The 19,554-nt window shown below is 42.9% G+C and carries 14 protein-coding genes; all 14 read right to left on the minus strand.

Translation table 11 applies throughout. The annotated features are described in order from the left end of the window. Window positions 1-129: 129 nt before the first annotated feature. Entirely contained in the window at window positions 130-627 is a 498-nt protein-coding gene (locus tag LIR34_RS14220; RefSeq protein ID WP_244092323.1) for a hypothetical protein, read from the minus strand. A gap of 331 nt (window positions 628-958) precedes the next feature. Further along, window positions 959-6,487, minus strand: coding sequence for a SpaA isopeptide-forming pilin-related protein (locus LIR34_RS14225; RefSeq protein WP_244092322.1), 5,529 nt, complete (start codon window positions 6,485-6,487; stop codon window positions 959-961). 68 nt (window positions 6,488-6,555) lie between these two features. After that, entirely contained in the window at window positions 6,556-8,628 is a 2,073-nt protein-coding gene (locus LIR34_RS14230; RefSeq protein WP_012744292.1) for a DNA topoisomerase 3, read from the minus strand. Then, on the minus strand, window positions 8,629-10,041 hold the full coding sequence (locus tag LIR34_RS14235; RefSeq protein WP_330659950.1) for a CD1107 family mobile element protein: 1,413 nt from the start codon (window positions 10,039-10,041) through the stop codon (window positions 8,629-8,631). Then, window positions 10,013-10,375: a DUF4315 family protein gene (locus LIR34_RS14240; RefSeq protein WP_243143786.1), complete on the minus strand. Its 363-nt coding sequence runs from the start codon at window positions 10,373-10,375 to the stop codon at window positions 10,013-10,015. Before LIR34_RS14240 ends, LIR34_RS14235 begins: the two co-directional genes overlap by 29 nt. After that, window positions 10,356-13,157 (minus strand): CD1108 family mobile element protein, encoded by a 2,802-nt coding sequence (locus LIR34_RS14245; protein WP_044905510.1) that lies wholly within the window; start codon window positions 13,155-13,157, stop codon window positions 10,356-10,358. Before LIR34_RS14245 ends, LIR34_RS14240 begins: the two co-directional genes overlap by 20 nt. An 18-nt stretch (window positions 13,158-13,175) precedes the next feature. Further along, on the minus strand, window positions 13,176-13,286 hold the full coding sequence (locus LIR34_RS14250; protein WP_118342920.1) for a DUF3789 domain-containing protein: 111 nt from the start codon (window positions 13,284-13,286) through the stop codon (window positions 13,176-13,178). An 18-nt stretch (window positions 13,287-13,304) separates the two neighbouring features. After that, window positions 13,305-15,761, minus strand: a complete 2,457-nt coding sequence (locus tag LIR34_RS14255) for a VirB4-like conjugal transfer ATPase, CD1110 family (protein WP_027090295.1) — start codon at window positions 15,759-15,761, stop codon at window positions 13,305-13,307. After that, entirely contained in the window at window positions 15,643-16,107 is a 465-nt protein-coding gene (locus LIR34_RS14260; RefSeq protein WP_012744297.1) for a PrgI family protein, read from the minus strand. Before LIR34_RS14260 ends, LIR34_RS14255 begins: the two co-directional genes overlap by 119 nt. Before the next feature lie 23 nt (window positions 16,108-16,130). Next, the gene (locus tag LIR34_RS14265) at window positions 16,131-17,000 is read right to left on the minus strand and encodes a VirB6/TrbL-like conjugal transfer protein, CD1112 family (RefSeq protein WP_012744298.1); all 870 of its coding nucleotides are present in this window, start codon (window positions 16,998-17,000) and stop codon (window positions 16,131-16,133) included. A 12-nt stretch (window positions 17,001-17,012) separates the two neighbouring features. Beyond that, complete coding sequence (locus tag LIR34_RS17780; protein WP_082425621.1) at window positions 17,013-17,144, minus strand: Maff2 family mobile element protein; 132 nt, start codon at window positions 17,142-17,144, stop codon at window positions 17,013-17,015. Between the two features lie 24 nt (window positions 17,145-17,168). Beyond that, entirely contained in the window at window positions 17,169-18,866 is a 1,698-nt protein-coding gene (locus LIR34_RS14275; protein WP_015521926.1) for a recombinase family protein, read from the minus strand. A gap of 26 nt (window positions 18,867-18,892) precedes the next feature. After that, complete coding sequence (locus tag LIR34_RS14280; protein WP_015521925.1) at window positions 18,893-19,075, minus strand: hypothetical protein; 183 nt, start codon at window positions 19,073-19,075, stop codon at window positions 18,893-18,895. Between the two features lie 303 nt (window positions 19,076-19,378). Continuing rightward, window positions 19,379-19,495 (minus strand): putative holin-like toxin, encoded by a 117-nt coding sequence (locus LIR34_RS14285; RefSeq protein WP_015543458.1) that lies wholly within the window; start codon window positions 19,493-19,495, stop codon window positions 19,379-19,381. Window positions 19,496-19,554: the final 59 nt, after the last annotated feature.

Below are 19,554 nucleotides of genomic sequence, written 5' to 3' on the forward strand. Positions count from 1 at the left end.
GATTGACCGTGAGAAAACGTGATGAAACGTAGCTGTTTGGAAGTATCAGCCGAAAAGAGAAATGCCCGTAAAGCTGATAAAATAAGGCTTTGCGGACATTTAAGAAGATATGAAAAGATAATCAAAAATTTATATTAAGTTTATATAAATTCTAACAACTTTCCCTTCCTCAAGCTTTTCAATTACAATCGAATGGCAGTCATGCTTCAGTCGTACAATAGATTCTCTATTAACGATTCTATATTTAGTCGTATTTAGCTCCTTCGCATCATATCCCATTCCAACGATGTAATAATTATTGACTTGTTGTGTATAATTGTAATTATTTATCGTTGTTGCTGAAGAATTCGTAACTCCCAAAACAACTGATATAATCGTAATAATAAAGTTCAGCCATTCTCGTATTTCTTTAACATCTATCGTTCGTTTTTCTTCTATTGGCAAATTCTGCTTCTCTTTATTTATCGAAAGATTCGTTGCTCTTTCATATTCCGATGCAATAGTTTCTGACACCGTATCAATATCCCATTCTTCGGATTCTGAGAAAACTTGATCGGTAACTCTTCCCAATAAATTTATATGAGGCTTCTGGCATAATGGTGGAAGCCTAACACCATAAATTAACAACACCATATTGAAAAAACACTTGTGTCCTTTAATGTATTAACTGCGAAGAAAAACACAAAAGGAGTATTCACAAGTGGCTTCAGTTAATACATTATGCAAAAGTGTCCTTAATGTCAAGAACACAGTTATAAAAAATTGTACGATTCGTCCGATATTATCACCCCCCTTGGTTAGTTTTTTTGTCTTGGACAACATAAGATTTATTGCGTGAGATAATACGATTCATCAATCGTTTTCAGAATAAAATTCACATCGTCATAACGAGAGGAATCGGACTGAGAGCCTAAACTGCATATCAAAAACTCTTTTCCGTGCTGCTGATAAAGCACAATCAAGTTATAGTCGTCAGACAGAGAGCCAGTCTTAATTCCGCATCTGCCGGTTTTGTCTCTGTCATGGTGTATTCCTTACCAACAACCAGTTCTTTGATCACATGGGATTCTTCCGTAGAAGTCCATTCATCTACTGTATTGCCATCTGAATCCGTTACTTTCAGGTGTGCACCTGGAAGTTCTTTGCCTGTTGTCAGGTCTGTTTTGGTCAGCTCTACTGTGGTTGGCTGATTTTCAAAAGTAAAGTCGTAGCTTACTTCTGCCTGGTCTTCTCCAGCATATTCAAAGGTAAATTCCTGTACTTCATCTGTTGTAACAAATCCGTCCGGTGCAAAGATCTCTTTCACATAGTATTTTCCGTCTACCGGAAGATCTGCCGTAAAAGTGATCTGTCCTTTTTCATCCGTTACCCGCTGCTCAATCAGACTGTCTTTCTCAAGAAGTACCTCGCCCTTTGCATTTTTGATATTTTCACTGGTATAAAGACCGAAGACACCACCTGCAAGGACACGTTCTGTATCCTTTTCTTTCTTCAGAACCGTAATCTTTACTTTCTGACGGGCATTCTGCCATTTCTCATCATAAGTGATGACTGGTGTGTCCTGATCACGGTAAGAAAGATCAACATATCTCGGCTCTTTGTCCAGCACATAACCATGGGCTGTTTTTACTTCCTTCACATAGTATTTTCCAGCCGGGAGATCTCCCATCTGTGCAATACCATTGGAATCTGTAGTAATGGTTCCCACTTTTTCATCTGCTTTGAAATAATCTTCACTGACACCATCTGCCGCTTTGATATCTTCCGCAGCAAATACATCGAACGTCACATCTGTAAGGCTTCCGGTTACATACTCAAAAAGATGCTCCACGGTACCTTTTACATGATCCAAAAGTGTTACCTTATCCAAAAACTCTCCATTTTTGTTGATGATCAGAAGTCCTGTCGGTACTTCATCTTTCATCTCTACTTTCTGAATCTCGGCGGTATCTTCCAGAGTGAACTTCACATCCGTTGCTTTCAGATATCCATAAGGTGCCATTTCCTCACGAAGAGTGTATTCCTCTCCAACTGTCAGGCGTTTGATCACATGTGGCTGATCTTTTACAGACGTCCACTGATCCACAACATTTCCTTCTTTATCAAGAACGGTGAGTTTTGCCCCATCCAGCTCCACACCTGTTGTTACATCAGATTTCGTGATTTCTACTGTTGTCGGCTGGTTCTTTTTCACAGTTTTCAGTTTTACTGTCTTCACATCCTGTCCCTGGTAAGAAGCATCCAGATTCAGAACTTCATCAGAGGATACAAATCCCGCCGGTGCCTTTAACTCCTTCACATAATACTGTCCAAGTGGCAGATCCAGCGTACATGCCGCAAGACCATCATTATCAGAAGTCATTTCCTGTAAGAGTGTGTCTGCTTTCACGATTGCTTTTCCATCTGCCTTGATATCCGCTTTGTTATAGATACCAAAGACAGCTCCTGCTACGGTTGCACCATTTTCTGCATCCTGTTTTTCTACCTGGATTGCAACTTTCTGTCGGTCATCGCCAACAGTCACTTCCTGTTCGATCACAGGTGTATCCTGATTGGCATAGACAAATGCGACTTCTGATCTGTCATGGTTCAGTACGAATCCTTCCGGTGCAGTCTTTTCTACCACATAGTAAGAACCAAGCGGCAGATTCTCTGCAACTGCTTTTCCGTCTTCTCCAGTCGTTACCGTTGTTACCAGTGCATCTTTTGCATAGATCAGCTGTCTGTTTCCGTTTTCATCTTTCTGATAATCCGGTGTATAGATATTTTCAGCTGCATAGACATTAAATTCCGCACCCTTAAGGTATCTTTCTTCATAAACAAAATCCTTTTTGAATCCGGTCAGCATTTCACCTTTTTTATAGATCGTCAGCTTTCCTTTTACCGGATGGTTCTCGTAATCTACCGTAATAATGGCATCTCCGCTCTCAGAATCCATCTGGTATGCTGTGTTTGCATCCACCGCAATCTCTACATAGTTCTTGTTGATTGTGTACCCTTCCGGTGCGTTGACTTCCTCAATGCGGTAATGTCCGATCTTCAGATTCTTCGGCATGATCAGATATCCCTGGCTGTCCGTAAAATAGGACTTATGGGTTGTTGTCACTGGGTAAGTTGTTACCTGTTCCACATACTTCTTGTTGTCCAGGTCGTACACTTTAAATTCTGTTCCTGCAATCAGGACGGATTTCTTTGTTTCATCGTCTTTTTTCACGATTTTCAGTTTTGCCTTAAACTCTTCATCCAGAAGCACTCGCCAGATCTGTGGCTCATTTGGATGATGCTCTGTGATATTCACTTCAAAATCATCGACTGGCTTGTAGTTGTGCGGTGTTGTTGTCTCACGCACGATATAGCTTCCAAATGGTAATGGAATACTGCAGGCATACCCTTTTTCATCTGTGAAAATCTCAGTTGCTCCTTTTTCTCCACTCACTACTGGTTTTGCAGAATCAAAATCATAACTGCCATCTGCTTTCTTTGTAAGGGAAGATTTCAGATAAACTGTAAATCCAGCTCCGGATAACAGATCTGCATCTGTCTTTCCATTGTTGGCTGCTTTAATAATCTGGAATGGCTGCTTGATGACCTGCTCACTGGAAGTGCACTCTCTTTTCACTTCTGCTGTCATATCTCCTTCATAACTGCACGTAAGATCATGCTCTTCTGTATCTGCCAGGTATCCGGTCGGAGGTGTAATCTCTTTGATATAATATTTGCCAAGATACAAGCCATTTACAGAAGCCTGTCCTTTGTCATCTGTTGTAAGAGATGCTATCTGTTCTCCTGCTTTATAAATAGTTCCGGTTGCTCCGTCCGGATGCACAATATCTTCACGGGCATACAGACCATAAACTGCACCTTTCAGTGTGGCATCTCCCTGCGGTACTGCTTTTCCTGTTTCTTTATCAACTTTGAATAAATTGATCTTTGCTGTCACACGGTCATTACTGAAGGTATGGGCAAAAGATACGGTTGCTTCTTTATCATTGGTGTAAGAAAACTTGAACGTATACACATCTTCTGTATTTCTTACATAGCCTTCCGGTGCCTGATCTTCTTTTACAAAATAGGAATATCCAATCGGAAGATCCGCTGTGAATTTTGCATTCCCATCTGCTCCAGTAGTTGCTTTCTCAATCAGTGTTCCTTTTTTCACAACAACGGTTCCGTCTGCATTTCTAATATCATCGGATGCATACAGAGCAAAAATACCGCCATTCAGTGGTTTCTTGGTGTCTTTATCCTGTTTTACTACGGAAACATCTGCTTTCTGTCTCTCGTTGTTAAAAGTCACATCTGCAAATACAACTTCTTTATTCTGTCCGGCATAGGTCAGAGTCACTGGCTTTTCTTCGCTGCCGTTATAGAAATTGTCCGGTGCTTTTGCTTCTTTTACCACATAGGTTCCAAGATGCAGGTTTTTCAGTGTGACAGAACCATTCTCACCTGTTGTCAGATTTTCTTTTACCAAGTCACCTTTGCTGTACACTTTTGTGCCATAAGCAGTTACGATATCCGCTCCGGCATACACGTTATATACTGCATTTTTCTGTCTGCGGTTCTCATACTGGAATACGGTTCCACTCTCACTGACTTCTGCACCGATAAGAACCTGACCTTCTTTGTAAATGGTAAGCTCTGCCAGCTGCTCCTTGTTTTCCACGGTCACAGCCGAGGTCTTACTTGCTACCAGTTTCACATTTGTTGCCGTTGCATTTACTACATATCCCTGTGGCGCTGTGATCTCTTTCAGATAAACGGTATCCTGTGTCTTGATGATCGTAACAGAGGATTTTCCATTCTTATCTGTTGCCGGCATCTGAGTGATCAGCTTTGTACATGCCTCATCGCTGTATACACCGAATACTGCACCTGCAAGATTGACATCCGCTGTATCGTCTTTCTTTACGATTTCGATCGTAGCCTGTTCAATCCAAGACACTTTGAAATCAATATATTTTTCATCTGTCACACCTTCACCAAATACCAACGCAAGATCCTGCGTGTCAGATCCGGTGGTGATTTTATAAGCAGAGTAATCTTTTGTAATACTTCCCTTCATTGTAGAAGACCAGCTCTGTGCCACGTCACTCACCTGTGTCAGTGGTGCAGAAAGATAAAACTTTGTTCCTCCGCAAATTTCTACACTTGCACCAGCTTTACTTGTTGTGCCTGTGCTTAGATTATGAAGTTTCACACCAGACGGAAGCTTCATCGTAATTGTCTGTAGCTTATCTGCTTTGAATGTAATATCTTTGGTTCTCTGTGAATTGCCATCCACATAAGCTTTTACATCTCCATCAGAAAATGACATTGCTACATCCGGTATTTCTGGCTGTGAAACACAATAATTATACAATTTCATTGCTAAATTCTTGGCTGTACTATTCGCTCCGGAAAAAGCGTCGCCACTTCCATTAGCATAAGAAGCCGCCAGATGAACAAGAATGAATTTTGCTCCAGCACTAAGATTTCCATAACCATTCTCTTCTGTAAAGAATCCTTCATCTCCTGCTGCCTTGGTTCCGTAATAACATACCTTAGCTAATGTTTTTCCATCTCCGACTTTACTAATCGTGTAATTACCTGTTCCTGGTCCCGGTTTTGATGGCTGTACACAGTAAGCAGTCGCAGATACATTTCCAAACTGAACCGTATACTGATAGGTAAGATAAGAACCATAACCATAATCCGCATAACGATACAGAGTTCCTCTTGTAACAGATACTTTCTGTACACTTCTTGCACTTGTCTTTGCCATAAAAGTGACTGTTTCACCAGCTTCCATGGCGTATAAATCAATTCCTTCCTCTTCCGCCTGCTCCATTGCATCCGATACTGTAAGACCTGTTTCCGAATCCGTTGTATTTTCAGTATCTTCTTCCATATCCGGTAATAGTTCGCTTGCCTGAGAATCAAATTCTTCTATCTCGCTTTCCGTCACTTCCTCTGTTGGAAGCAATTCCGAGTCTGCTTCTGAATTCTCCGTTTCCTCTGTCTGCTGTTCACTGCCAGCTGTTTCTGATTCGGTTACTGCTTCACTCCCTGCAGTTTCTGTCTGCACTTCTGTTTCTTTCTCACGCACAATCAGCTTTCGGCTGATCTGGTACTTCGGATGCTCCTGATTTACCGGTTCCACATAATAGACCGCTTTGTAAGTGTCCGCATGATCTGTCGTAAAATCCTCATTCTTATCATTCTTTGCTTCCTCAAATGTGACTTTAACCTTGTTATCATCCTTGATTTCCAGTCCGGTATAATCTGATTTCACATTAAATACACTGCCTGTTTCGATTTCATAATCTTTGGCAGTCACCACCTCATCTTCATCCAGAAGGTCTTTCACTTCCTCATAAAGTGGAGGTTTCTCCTCTGGCTGGATCTCCGCTGCATATGCCGTCATCGGAGATAGCACTGTACTAAGCATTGTCATGCCTGCCAGCAAGCCAGATACTACTTTTCTAAAATTACCTTTTTTCTTCATGCTAAGGTCCTCTCTTTCATATATTTGTATTAAAACAGACAGTCCTTAGACTGCCTGCAATACACTACTTATCGTTGTGGAAAAATCAGATTGAACTGTACATTTCCCTCTCCGGGATCAACCATCTCCACAGTTGCTTCGTACTGTCTCCCTGTTTTTCTTGATACCAGATCCTTATAATGGATTTTTCCTTTAGACAGGAACTTCTTTGCTGCCGTCTTATCCATCTTTTTTCCCTGACTCGCAAGGAATTTATCATTCTTCCATAAGGTAAAAGTACAGTTCCGGTCAGAACAGTAAAAGTTTACTTTCCCTTCCTGGACATCTGCTCCACATCGGGGACATTTGCCAATGACTTCTCCTTTTGCCTTTCCCTGAAACTGATTTTTCTTTTCTTCTGAAATTCCCTGATACCTGGCAACCAGTTCCTGCATCAGTTCTGTAATCCCATTTAGGAATTCATCTGCTGTCTCTGTATTCTGGGCAATGTGATTCAATGCCATTTCCCACTCTGCGGTCATCTTCGGAGATTTAATCTCATCTGGCAGAACTGTAATCAATACATTACCATCATCTGTCGGCACCAGATTTTTCTTTTCCCTTTTCACAAAACCAGACTGAATCAGTTTTTCAATGATTGCTGCCCTTGTTGCCGGAGTACCAAGTCCTTTCTTTTCTGTATCTTCGGTCAGTTCTTCATTCCCTGCACGTTCCATCGCAGAAAGCAGGGTATCTTCTGTGTACTGTTTCGGTGGCTGTGTGAAATGCTCCGATACCAAAGAATCACAGGGACCGTAATGCTTGCCTGCCCAGATATCCAGCTCCGGCTCTTCTTTCTCAATCTTTACGCCAAAGAACTGTTTCAATTTATTTTCGATCGCCTTGAATCCTTCCTGCTTTGTTTTCTTTGCTGTGAGATAAAACGTATGATAATTGCAGGTGATCTGGCATTTATGGCTTTCATAAATATAAGGATCTGCAGTTGCTGTCAGAACCCTGGCACTGATCAGATACAAAATCTTGCGGTTTCGTTCTTTCAGTTCACCAATATCTGCTTTGGCTACTTCCATGGTTGGGATAATCGCATGGTGATCGGATACTTTCTTTGAATTTAATACCTTACTCACGTCTGGGTGATATTCCAGACCTTCAGCATAAGGCATTTTCCCAAGTAACATCTGAATCAGTGTTTCAGTGCTTTCTCCCATCTCATCTGTCAGATACTGGCTGTCTGTTCTCGGATAAGTGACCAGCTTCTGCTCATACATCTCCTGCACGGCATCCAATGTCTGCTGTGCGGTATAACCAAACATTCTGTTTGCTTCCCTCTGCAGAGTGGTCAAATCATAGAGCTTCGGAGGACGGACCGTTTTTTCTTTCACATCATCCTTTTCCACTTCGCACATACGCTCCATACAGTCCGCAGCCACTCTATCTGCATCTTCTTTTTTCTGAAAATGCTCTGTGACCGCATCCATCTCGTCAAACTTGATATGAGCCATATAATATTTTTCTTTGGTAAATTCCTTGATCTTCTGATTTCGATCCACGATCATGGCAAGTGTTGGTGTCTGTACTCTTCCAACTTTCAGATTCTGGTTATACAGAACGGAAAAAAGACGGCTCGCATTGATTCCCACCAGCCAGTCTGCCTTTGCCCTGCAAAGTGCTGACTGATAGAGACTGTCATAACACGAACCGTCTTTTAATGACGCAAATCCATCTTTAATTGCCTGTTCCTCCATGGAAGAGATCCAGAGCCGCTTCATCGGCTTTTTGCATCCTGCCTGCTCATACACCAGACGGAAGATTAGTTCTCCTTCCCGCCCGGCATCTGTAGCACAGATTACTTCATCTACTTTGGAATCTCGCATCAGTTTTTTCAAGATTCCAAACTGCTTTTTCGTGCCTTCCAATACCCTGTGTTTCCAACATTCCGGCACAATCGGCAGATCTTCATATCTCCATTTTTTATATTTTTCATCGTATTCTGATGCATCACATAATCCAACCAGATGTCCTACGCACCAGGAAACGAGATAACCGTTTCCTTCCACGTAGCCATCTTTTCTTGTTCTGGCTCCAATCACGGAAGCCAGTGCCATCGCAACCGATGGCTTTTCTGCAATCACTAACTTCATTTACTCCTGCTCCTCTTCTTCATCTTCCAGCACAGCATCATCAAAATCCTCGTCTCTCAGGATTTCTGGTTCTATACTTTCTTCCTGCTCATCTGCATCGTCTACTTCCCGCTTTTCAGATTCTGAATCTTCGGATTCATCTTCATCCTCTTCCATCTCATCCTCGTCATCATATTCATGCTTTGGTTTATAGACTTTGAAGTAATATCCTCCTGCCGCAGCTCCTACTGCAACCAGTGCAATCAGAAGATACGTTCCAAATGGACTTTTATCTTCTGGCATCTGGATTTCATCCTCTACCTTATCTTTCTCAGCTGTCTCAGTTGTTTCCGGCTTTTCTTCTTCAGCCTGTTTCTCTGGTTCTGCATAAACAGTATCTACTTCCGGAAGTGTCACGGAATCAGAAAGTGTGAAGTTCATCAGATCTTTCTCGCTGACTTCTGTAAGGAAATACACATTATCCTGAGATTTTGAATTGTCGATGATCAGATAAAAAATCTTACCACTCTTAGTTGAAATGGTATAAAACTCTTTTGTGCCTTCCGTAGCTGTTTTAGTAACAGAATCTGCTGTCTCGCCTTCTTTATTAAGCTGTTCCTCAATACCTGTCACTGTCCGATCATCCACAGTTCCTTTTGCATCTGTTGGCTCAGAAGCTTGTGCATCCTGCGGAAGCGGAGAAGTCGTTGTTTTTTCAGTTCCCGTTGCATCTGCACTGGTCGTAGTTGCCATTGCACCATTGCTGTCACTGGAGGTTTTCTGTTTCTCTGCCTGCTTCTTTGCCCATTCATAATAAGGATTCTGCAACACATACTTTTCAGAAGTATTTCCGGCACCGTCTGTTACCGTAATCTCAATCTGTTTTGTAGTAAAATCTTTCTGTGTCAGTTGCACTCTCAGCATTCCATCCTTCAGATCTGTATAAGTGGTGCCATTAACTGTTACTGCAGTAATCCCGGATACTGTATCATTCCCCTGAATCGTCAGCACACCATCTGTCAGGGAAGCAGAGAGTGTCGGCTTTTCCGTGTCATAACACTTAATAGAACGATTCTGCTCATACACCTTTCCATCACCATCTGTCACACGCACATACACTGTCTGATTTCCTGTGATCGTGATACTTCCGCTTCCAGTTACATCCTGCCAGCTTCCATCTTTTCCTGCTTTTGCTTCAATCTTTGCTATTGAGAAACCTTCCGGCATATGGCTGGCATCTACCGTAACAGCAATGGTTGTTTCTCCCTGTTTCCAGCCATCCGGTTTCTCAATCGTGATTGCAGGCGTGGTATTCTCAGCTGCATAAGCAGTCTGTGTCTGGAGCAAAGGTGTTGTCAGGCAAAGAAATGTCGTTGCTGCAAGCAGACTCTTTTTTACCCTGTTTTTAGTATTTGTTCTCTTCTTCTGTTTCATTTTTTCCAGATTCATCATCGGCTTTTATTTCCTCCTTCTGTATTTCTACCCTGCCGGGCAACTCATTTTTCATTTTCTTTTTAAAAGCTTCCAATTCCGGAATACTCATATCCATTGCACGGATAATTCTTACAATTTCCAGATTTTCTGCTTCTGTTTTTGCAATCTCCGCAGCCTTGAACCGCTTTAAATCTGCTTCATATCTGGCTTTAGATGCTTCCATTTTTTCCTTGGCTTTCTCATAATCTGCCGTTGCTTTTTCAAGACTTTTCATCTCTTCTCCTTTCCGGGCGGCTGTTATAACGCCCTTTTCCTTACCATCGCCCGAATCCATAGAAATGGCTCTGCCAGTATGGAGAGTTGATGGACGTGTACTGAACCGGATGCCCACAATGGATCATCTGACCATTGCCCACATAGATTCCAATATGCGTTACTGGTTCTCCTGCATCGTAGGTTCCGGTAAAGAAGATCAGATCTCCTGGCTGTGCTTCTGACTGGGATACTGGCGTACAAATGTTGTACAGTCCCTGTGCAGTCAGCCTTCCCGTATTTCTTACCCCGGAATGAACCAGACAGTAGCTGACAAATCCGGAACAATCGAATCCACTTGGGGAATATCCGCCCCACACATACGGTGTTCCAAGATATTTTGCAGCCTCTTCCAGTAAACGTTGCGCTGCTTCACTGGTATATTCATTACCACCAAAGCCTGTCCCTTCTCCTGTTTCCAGATAAAAGATCGGGTTTAACCGCTCTCCATTTTTCAAAAGTTCAATGTGAAGATGGCTTCCTGTAGAATTTCCGGTATTTCCTACAAGACCGATCTCATCACCTTTCGTGACGGATGCACCTGCAGATACACTCCGGCTGCTTAAATGTGCATACCGCAGTTCATAGCCTTTACTGTCCTTGATTACAACATAATTGCCATAGCTGTCGTTATAAGCAGAAGTTGTAACCGTTCCGGTCAGCCCTGCCATTACTTTTGTCCCTTCCGGTGCTCCGATATCCATACCATTGTGTAACTGATTTGCTCCTGATATTGGATGAATCCGATATCCATAATAGCTGGTCACACTGGAATACCAGTTAAAATCAACCGGTGTTGCAAACATCTGCAGGTTGCCTTTGGTATCGTTGTAGGCACTGAACAGTTCTTTCTGGAAAAATCCCAACCTGTCCTGACAGATTGACATCAGGTTTCCACTGGTCAATGTTACATTCAGCGTGTCCACATCTCTGATTCTGGTCACTTCGACTTCATTGCTTCCGTTATCATCTGCAAGATAACATTCCCAGGTCTGATGTCCATGTGCAGATGCTGCCGCATGACTGTCATAATAGACATCAAATTGTACACCGTATCTTGCGAAAGCTCCGGTATCTTCTACGGTATATTCGACACCATTCATAACTACCTTTGTTCCCATTGGAACAAACGGATTGGAAGCATCTACCGCTAAGGTATGATTGGCAGTTGGATATGCTCCACTGGCAGTCGGTCCTCCGCTCCAAATACCACAACAGATTGGACAGTTACAATATCCACTGGTCACAACCTGTCCCAAAGATTCTCCAACTCTTACTGTTGCTGTCTCCGTTACAGTCTCATTGACTGCTTCAGTAGTTAAATGATATTGCTCTGCAAACAAGGCGTCCAGCTCCGGCTTGACCTGTTCAAAAGTAAATTCTTCATACTTTGCAGACAGATAACTAATCAGGATAAACGGATCATGCTCAATAGGTCCGATGTTATATCGGTATTCCTCATGTCCTGGTTCTTCAGATTCCATATTGTTGATCCGCTCCTGCAGATTAGCTTCCAGCTGTGTGTAATACAGTTCCGCTTCCCGGATTGCCTGATCCGATGACAGATAACTGGTTCCGGTGTAAGTGATCACATTTTGTAAAAACACTGCAGAGCATGACGTGACATTCGTTATGATCAGAAACATCAATCCGATCAGAACTGCTACACTGATATACACCTTCCGGTTTTCTTTAAAAAAGTTGGTGACTTTGCCGCCAATCTTCTTGATATAATCAATCGTACCTTTTGTAGCTGTTCCTACTGTCTGTTCACTTCGCTTCGCTTTGGCATAATCCCGTTTGATCTGTTGCTTCTGAATCTGTTTTTTCAGTTTCTTCTGTTCCTGACGGGCTGCCGCCTGTGTCTGTTTCTCTTCCTGTCTTTCAAGTCTGCTTCTTTTTCTGAATGCCCTCTGTTTCCTGCGTCTGGCACTTCTCTGTTCCAGCCGGTAAACACCTTCGCCGCTTTCTTCTAACTTATGGGCACCTTCTACCGCCGCATTATCGTCTTCATTTTTGCTGATCTCACGGTGCAATGCTGCGGAAGCTGCACTTCCTGCTTTCTTGACAACAGAAGTTTTTTCTGTTTTCACAGATTCCCCTTCGCCAAACTTCAAGCGGGATTTCTTCTTTCCAGGAGCTTCTCCATCATTTGCCTGATAGACCTGTGCCTTCTTGGAATGCTGCTTTGCTTCCTTCTTCTTTTTTGCTTCCTCATAAGAAAACTTTTTGGCTTTTTCCTTCTGTTTCTGATGTCGGAAATTGACTCCATCCGTATCCATCTGGTTCAATTTCTCCATATCTTTATCATTTTTCACAGAAGCACCAGTTTCCTCATAAGCAAACTTCAAACGCTGTTTTTGTTTTGGCTTTTTGCTACCACCGGTCTGATTTCTCCGGCTGTCTCCTCTGTTTTCTGATAGATCCGCACGTTTTTCTTTCAGTCTCCCTGACTGTCCGGCTTCGGATTTTTCTGCAAGTCTGGATTCTTTTCCGACTTCAGCACGGATTCTTTTTCTATTTTGCTGTTTTCTACTCTGTCCAAGATCCTCACTTTGCTTCTCTGCCCGTATCAGTTCCGGTGCATCTCTGGATTTTTGCACAGAGGGACGAATATTTTTCCCACTCCGTTCAGACTGGCGGGAAGACTTATCCACAAGGCTTACTTCTTTTTCCCCCTGTTTTCCTCCCATCTGCACATCACTGGCACGGTTACTGACACGAACAGAAGATTTATCCGTCAGGTTTTCTTCCACCAGACCATCCTTGGTCATTTTCTGGACTTTCTTATCCCTGACTTTCATTCTCTGTTCTGCCACTGATTACTCCTCCTTCTTCGGATACCCTTTCCCTGCCTGTAATAAACAGAGAATAGCGATGCCAAATACAGCACCGCCACAAAATGTCAATCCATATGAAATTACCTGTAACATTGTTTTACTCCTCCTGTATTACCCTGCTTCGGCTGTTTCCTCCGGGCGGGTTGTCATAATCTTATAAAGGGAATTCTTCGGGAATCTGTCTACAAACGGAATAATCACATTTCCATAGAACAGAAGTCCTTCACCCTCATTACTGTTGGTTACATAAGACAGCTGGGTTGGTGAAATATTCAACTGTTTAGCCAGAATCTGCCTGTCACCGGATGCCTGGTTGAGCATATAGATAAAATCAGAGTTTTCAAAAATATTCTCGATTTCCCTGGAAGCTAAAAGATCCTTAATGTTCTGGGTAATTCCTGTCGGAATACCGCCCCATTTACGGAATCGCTTCCAGATTTCCACGCTGTAGGCTGCTGTCTGTTCTTCTTTTAAGAGAAGATGGAATTCATCCACATAGTAACGGGTGGATTTATGAGCGGAACGGTTGATCGTCACTCGGTTCCATACCTGGTCCTGCACAATCAGCATCCCGATCTTCTTCAGCTGTTTTCCAAGCTCCTTGATATCAAAACATACGATACGGTTGTTGATGTCCACATTTGTGCGATGATTAAATACATTTAGGGAACCTGTAACGTAAATCTCCAATGAAGTTGCCAGACGCTGTGCTTCCGGCTCTTCCTGTTTCCGCAACAGATTATATAAATCCTCCAGTATCGGCATCTTCTCTGGCACCGGATCAGCGAGATATTCCTGATAGACCAGCCGCACACAACGGTCAATGATCGTCTTTTCTACCGGTTCCAGTCCATTCTTTCCACCGACAATCAGTTCACACAGGGACAGAATAAAATCTGCCTTTAAGGACAGCGGATTATCTTCCTCTGAATAATTCAGGTTCAGATCCATCGGATTGATATACTGGTCTGATACCGGTGAAATCCGGATGACCTGTCCGTGCAGTGCCTGCACCAGTGGATAATACTCGGCTTCTGGATCACAAATAATAATATCGTCCTCCGTAATCAGGAAACAGTTCGTAATTTCTCTTTTTGCTGAGAAGGATTTACCGGAACCAGGTGTACCAAGAATCAGTCCATTCGGGTTCTTCAGACGCTTCCGGTCAACCATAATCATGTTGTTGGATAATGCATTCAATCCATAATAAAGAGCTTCCCCTTCCTGGAACAGTTCCTGTGTCGTAAATGGCACAAAGATCGCTGTTGCCGATGTGGTAAGCCCTCTCTGAATCTCAATTCGATTGACTCCCAGTGGAATACAGGACATCAATGCTGCTTCCTGCTGATAGTCCAGCTGTTTTAAGGAACAGTTGTATTTTTGTGCGATACCCTGTACCTGGAAGATATTGTTATCCAGCTTCTGACGCTTCTTTGCGGTATTCATCACCAACACTGTCACAAGAAACATACGCTCATTTCTGGACTGTAAATCTTCCAGCAGATTCTTTGCTTCTTCCCCGTAGGTCACAAGATCCGATGGAAGCACATCCATGTCATACCCGGAACGTACCGCCCGCTTCTGCTCTTCAATCTTCATCTTATCCAAATCTGAAATCTTGCTCTTGATCATCTTGATCGCAGAACTCTGGTCAATGGACTGGATATGAATATTGACATTGATGCTGTCATCCACATCCAGGAAATCTGCAAGCATCCGGTCTGTAAGCTCCGGTGCCAGGATCTGCAGATAACTCACGCTTCCCATGGTCTTTCCCATCAGAAATGTCTGATTCTTGGAAAAGTTAAAGGAAGTTGGTGCAATAAAGTCTTTGGTCTTTAATCCTGTTTCCGGCAGCATCTTGTACTGGAACTTAAATGGTTCAATCCGATCCTGGTTGAACACATGATACAGAATCTCCAGTCGCTCCAGACCATTTAAGGAATGTGCCTGTGCTCCCAGAACTTTAAAGTTGTTCAGGATATCGGCTTCAATCCTTTCAAGCCTTGGTCTTGCCACCTTCAGGCTTTCTGCTTCGATTCCAAAAGTGATATACTTGGTTTTCACCAGACCATTGTTTCCCTTGGAAAGCTGATTTTTTAACATGGTCCGGTACTCCTCACGAATGGCATTGAAGTCATCGTTCTGATCCGGAATATCAATACTTTTCTCAAATTCAGCCACATCCACCTGCTGATTGATAAAGGACAGCTGCACACTGATGGAAGAATCAAAGTAATTTAAAAAATCACAGTAATTCTCAAATATCGTGGTCTTATCCTCATTTAAAGCCAGCTGATAATTGATGTCATAAAACTGAATTGTCTTAGAGAAAAAGGTCTTTGTCACCTGGCAGATACCATCCTGCAGCATCCGAATATACGGAATACTCTGCTGTGCAGTTGTAGGAATGTTTTTCTGTTTCCTACGATCCCGTTCCTGCTTCTTCCTACGCTTTTCCTGTTCTCTTTCTTTTCTGCTTTTTTTGTTTCTTCTTTCCTGACGGTTTCTTTTTTCCGCCAGGGACAGACGCTCCTGCTGAGCCTCCTGCTTTGTCTTTTTTGCCATCCGGCACACCCTCCTTTTTTACAAGGGTGGAAATCTCCTGATAAAAATTTTCTGTCTTATATGGTCTTACCGCTGGACATATAAACTTCTGTCGAATGATATTTGCCACCACTTTTTCAAAGGGAAGCCCGTCTTTTTCATACATCGCCATGAAGAAAAACGGAAGCATGATCGTTACCATCAGAATGGCAGCGATACTGGAACCGATTGGTTTTCTCATGAACAGATAAAACGGAATTCCCACAACTGCGGCAAGTGAAAAGAAAATCAACTGCCGCTTTGTCAGATTTAACGCTACTTTTGTTTTGACCTTGGTAAGGTCTTTTGGTACTGGTACATACGCCATGGTATGCGCTCCTTTCCTGCCCGTTAGTGGGCATTGAATATTGATTTGCTAAGGCTTCCGGTCTTGAATAATGAAAATGCAAGAATCACGGTATACGCCGCTACTGAAAACATTGCTGCATGAAGGTCACTGGATATGGTCATTGCATTTACTAAAACTGCATAAATTCCCACACAGACCATCATGAAGAATCCCTGAAATGCCAGTGCGAACAAGCCTTTTAAATAGTTGTTTCCGATATTGCCCCATTCCTTATTGGTCATGGTGGCAAACGGAATTGGTGCTATGGAAGTATAAAGGTAAATTTCTATCATTCTTCCGTACAAAATAACGGTTATGATGATCGACAGAATCCGCATGGTAATACTGATCAACAGCGTTTCCATGGATAGCAGGAACAAATCCCCCAGTTCCATATCTTCCAGTGCATCCACAATCCTTGCGACTGCTTCTGATGCATCCACCGCTGTGTTCCCGGAGATCACCCCGGCGGCATTGTTGACCACATGCTGGCCAACATCAAAGACCGCCATCGTGATATTGAACGTATTTGTCACCAAATAAATGGCTACATACGCCTTGAAAATCCAGAGGAAAATGTTGTAAGTCTCAAATTCATGGAAATTGTTTTTCTGCGTTACCATCGTAATCAGCTCATAGCACAAGACAAAGGTGATGATCAGTCCCGCAATGGGGACAATTACTGTCTGGGAAATGTTCTGGATCAGATTAAAGATCCCTGCATTCCATCCCTGCGGTGTCTGTCCCACCTGCCCGGCTATGGTTCCCACCTGCTCATTGACAGACGTGAACATGTTATCCAAACATGACTTGATAAGCCCGATCAGGATATCCTTTATCGCTTCCGTAATTCTCTCAATGATGGTGTTCATCTACCACTCCTCTTAAGAGAACAATGTTGCCAGCTGTGGAATCAGGGTAGTTCCCAGCAGCATGATTCCGGCACCAGCCATCAGCTGTTTTATGTCTTTTATGAGAAAATATTTGCTCGAAATGAGCCTTGAAAAGATTAAAATAGATTAAATTTTGATAGATTTTTCTTATTTATGGGAGCCGGAACCTCTTTCGATGGTTCCAAGCTCCGGTATTGGTTTTAAGTTGAAATGAATTTCCATTGTGACCGTTTCAGGAGTACGGCAGTAATTTTCTGTTCCGTCTTTCTCCTGCGGTTCTGAGATAACGATTTTACTGATCAGCCGGTTCAGAAGATTGGCATCCAGTTCTTTGATGTCCGCATACTCGCTAATATCGTCAATCCACTGCTGGGACTGTGCATCCAGTTTTTCTTCCGTATTCAGCACACTCTCATTCTGGAAAAGTTCCTTTTTGATATCTGTCTGCTCCTTCTGTGTCTTCTCCAGCATCTTATCAAAAACAGATTCTGTAATCTTGTCATTGATAAGGTCATCATACAGTTTTGCAATCAGCCGGTCTAACGTTTCCAGGCGGTCTTTCTGCTTTGATACCAGCTTCTCCAGACTTTCCCTGTGTCCCTGTGTATCTTCCTCGCATAACTCCTTTACCCGGTTTTCCAGTTCTGTTCCGTCTCCGGTAACTGCTTTTGCACATTCCTGGATTCTGGTAAGGACTGCATCATACAGGTCATCAGCGTCCACCCGGTGCTGGGTACAATGTGCTTTCCCCTTATGGATATAAGTGGAACAGGTATAAACTTCATGCTGGTCTTTGGTGTGCGTCTTCTTCAACGTCAACGCACCGCCACACTCTGCACAGCGGAGTAATCCGGCAAACATGCTGTATTCTCCCTGTTCTGTCTGGCGTTTCCTGCCTTTCATCTTTGCCTGTACCAGATCAAATACATCCTGCGGAATGATTGCTTCGTGGGTATCCCTGACTGTGATCCAGTCCTCCGGAGCTTTATCTCCCTGATTGCCAATCTTGAAACGGTAGTACCTTTTCTGGGAAGCCATGTCACCACAGTAAACGGGATTCATCAGCAGGGATTTCAGATAGGATTCATCCCATACATATTTCCCATTTTCCGGGTCTTTCTTTTCCCATTTTGTGTAATAGGTGCGGAGTCCCCGTTTCCGGTGCCACCATGACGGGCAGGGAATCTGCTGGCGTTCCAGTTCTCTGGATATAAAGTTAATCCCATGACCGTCCACCGCCCACTGGAAAATTTTCCGGACAATCGGTGCTGTCTCGTCGTCAATCAGGAGATGTCCCTTTTCCTCCGGGTCTTTCTGATATCCCAGTGGTGGAACAACACCTGTAAACTTTCCCTTGGTTGCCTGCAGGTGATAGGACGCATGGACTTTCTTGGAAATATCTCTGGAATACATCTCGTTCAGCACGTTCTTAAATGGGGCAATCTCATTGTCTCCGGCAAAGGTATCCACATTATCATATAATGCGATATACCTTACTCCATGCTTTGGGAAAAACTCCTCCATCAGAAATCCTGTCTGTACATGGTTTCGTCCCAGTCGGCTCTGGTCTTTGGTAATTACAAGATTCACCAGTCCTTTTTCACAGGCTTTGAGAAGTCTCTGCAAATCAGGTCGGTCTGTGTTCAATCCTGTATAACCATCGTCCTGAAACACATCCACCACCTGCCAGCCCTGTGACTGACAGTAATTCACCAGTATGTCTCTCTGGTTGGAGATGCTGGCACTCTCACCGGTCAATTCGTCATCTTTGGAAAGTCGGCAGTATACACCAACTCTCCAGGTTGCATTTCTTTCTATATTGTTACTCATATATCTGTTGTTCATCTGATACCTCCGTTACTTTGCACATCCTACGCAGATTTCAGATTACTGAACTCATAATCATTATACTGCTTATCTTTCATTATTGCAAGTTTATCTTTTGTTTTCGTGTCACGTATTTTCTGTGCGATCACCTCTGCAAACACTTCTTTTGCGTCCTGATCACCGTCAAAATATACTCTGATGTTGATAATTTTCTTCTTCACTGCCATTGTAAAACCTCCATTTTTTGCAAAAAAAGAGCAGCTAATCCATTTTTACAGATTAACTGCCCAGACTGTTGGTTACATATATTAAAATTTTTGTATTAACATTTCAGAAATTGGGGATATAATAAAGACAGGGATAAATCCCTGTCAGATGAACTGCATATTTTAATTTTCCCATTGAAAACAAGAGGAATGTGTGGTACATTTGTTATAGGAAAAGCACCCACTCCAAAGTGGATGCCGCCTGAGTTGACTAAATGGTCTTACGACCACCGCCTATCCTGTTGGCAGACAGGATAGGCATTTTTATTTCCTCTTGTTCTTCCGATCAAGAAAGGCAATAATCGCAATTAACAGGCTACCAAAAGCGATCAGTAAACTGAGTACGCCTAAGAATATTGAGATAATCTCATAAGCTGTCATATCACGCACCTCCTTTCTTTCATCTCAGAACCCCGAAAGGCTCCGGTCTGTAAATATCA

Source organism: Blautia sp. MSK17_66 (genome assembly GCF_020538025.1).
GTDB lineage: Bacteria > Bacillota > Clostridia > Lachnospirales > Lachnospiraceae > Blautia_A.

Excerpts from the sequence above, each read along its gene's own strand:
- LIR34_RS14250 (WP_118342920.1), bottom strand. The coding sequence starts at position 13,286 with ATGTTACAGGTAATTTCATATGGATTGACATTTTGTGGCGGTGCTGTA.
- LIR34_RS14265 (WP_012744298.1), bottom strand. The coding sequence starts at position 17,000 with ATGAACACCATCATTGAGAGAATTACGGAAGCGATAAAGGATATCCTG.
- LIR34_RS14225 (WP_244092322.1), bottom strand. The coding sequence starts at position 6,487 with ATGAAGAAAAAAGGTAATTTTAGAAAAGTAGTATCTGGCTTGCTGGCA.
- LIR34_RS14235 (WP_330659950.1), bottom strand. The coding sequence starts at position 10,041 with ATGAAACAGAAGAAGAGAACAAATACTAAAAACAGGGTAAAAAAGAGT.
- LIR34_RS14245 (WP_044905510.1), bottom strand. The coding sequence starts at position 13,157 with ATGAAAGTCAGGGATAAGAAAGTCCAGAAAATGACCAAGGATGGTCTG.
- LIR34_RS14230 (WP_012744292.1), bottom strand. The coding sequence starts at position 8,628 with ATGAAGTTAGTGATTGCAGAAAAGCCATCGGTTGCGATGGCACTGGCT.
- LIR34_RS14260 (WP_012744297.1), bottom strand. The coding sequence starts at position 16,107 with ATGGCGTATGTACCAGTACCAAAAGACCTTACCAAGGTCAAAACAAAA.
- LIR34_RS14280 (WP_015521925.1), bottom strand. The coding sequence starts at position 19,075 with ATGGCAGTGAAGAAGAAAATTATCAACATCAGAGTATATTTTGACGGT.
- LIR34_RS14240 (WP_243143786.1), bottom strand. The coding sequence starts at position 10,375 with ATGGATTCGGGCGATGGTAAGGAAAAGGGCGTTATAACAGCCGCCCGG.
- LIR34_RS14255 (WP_027090295.1), bottom strand. The coding sequence starts at position 15,761 with ATGGCAAAAAAGACAAAGCAGGAGGCTCAGCAGGAGCGTCTGTCCCTG.
- LIR34_RS14285 (WP_015543458.1), bottom strand. The coding sequence starts at position 19,495 with ATGACAGCTTATGAGATTATCTCAATATTCTTAGGCGTACTCAGTTTA.
- LIR34_RS14275 (WP_015521926.1), bottom strand. The coding sequence starts at position 18,866 with ATGAACAACAGATATATGAGTAACAATATAGAAAGAAATGCAACCTGG.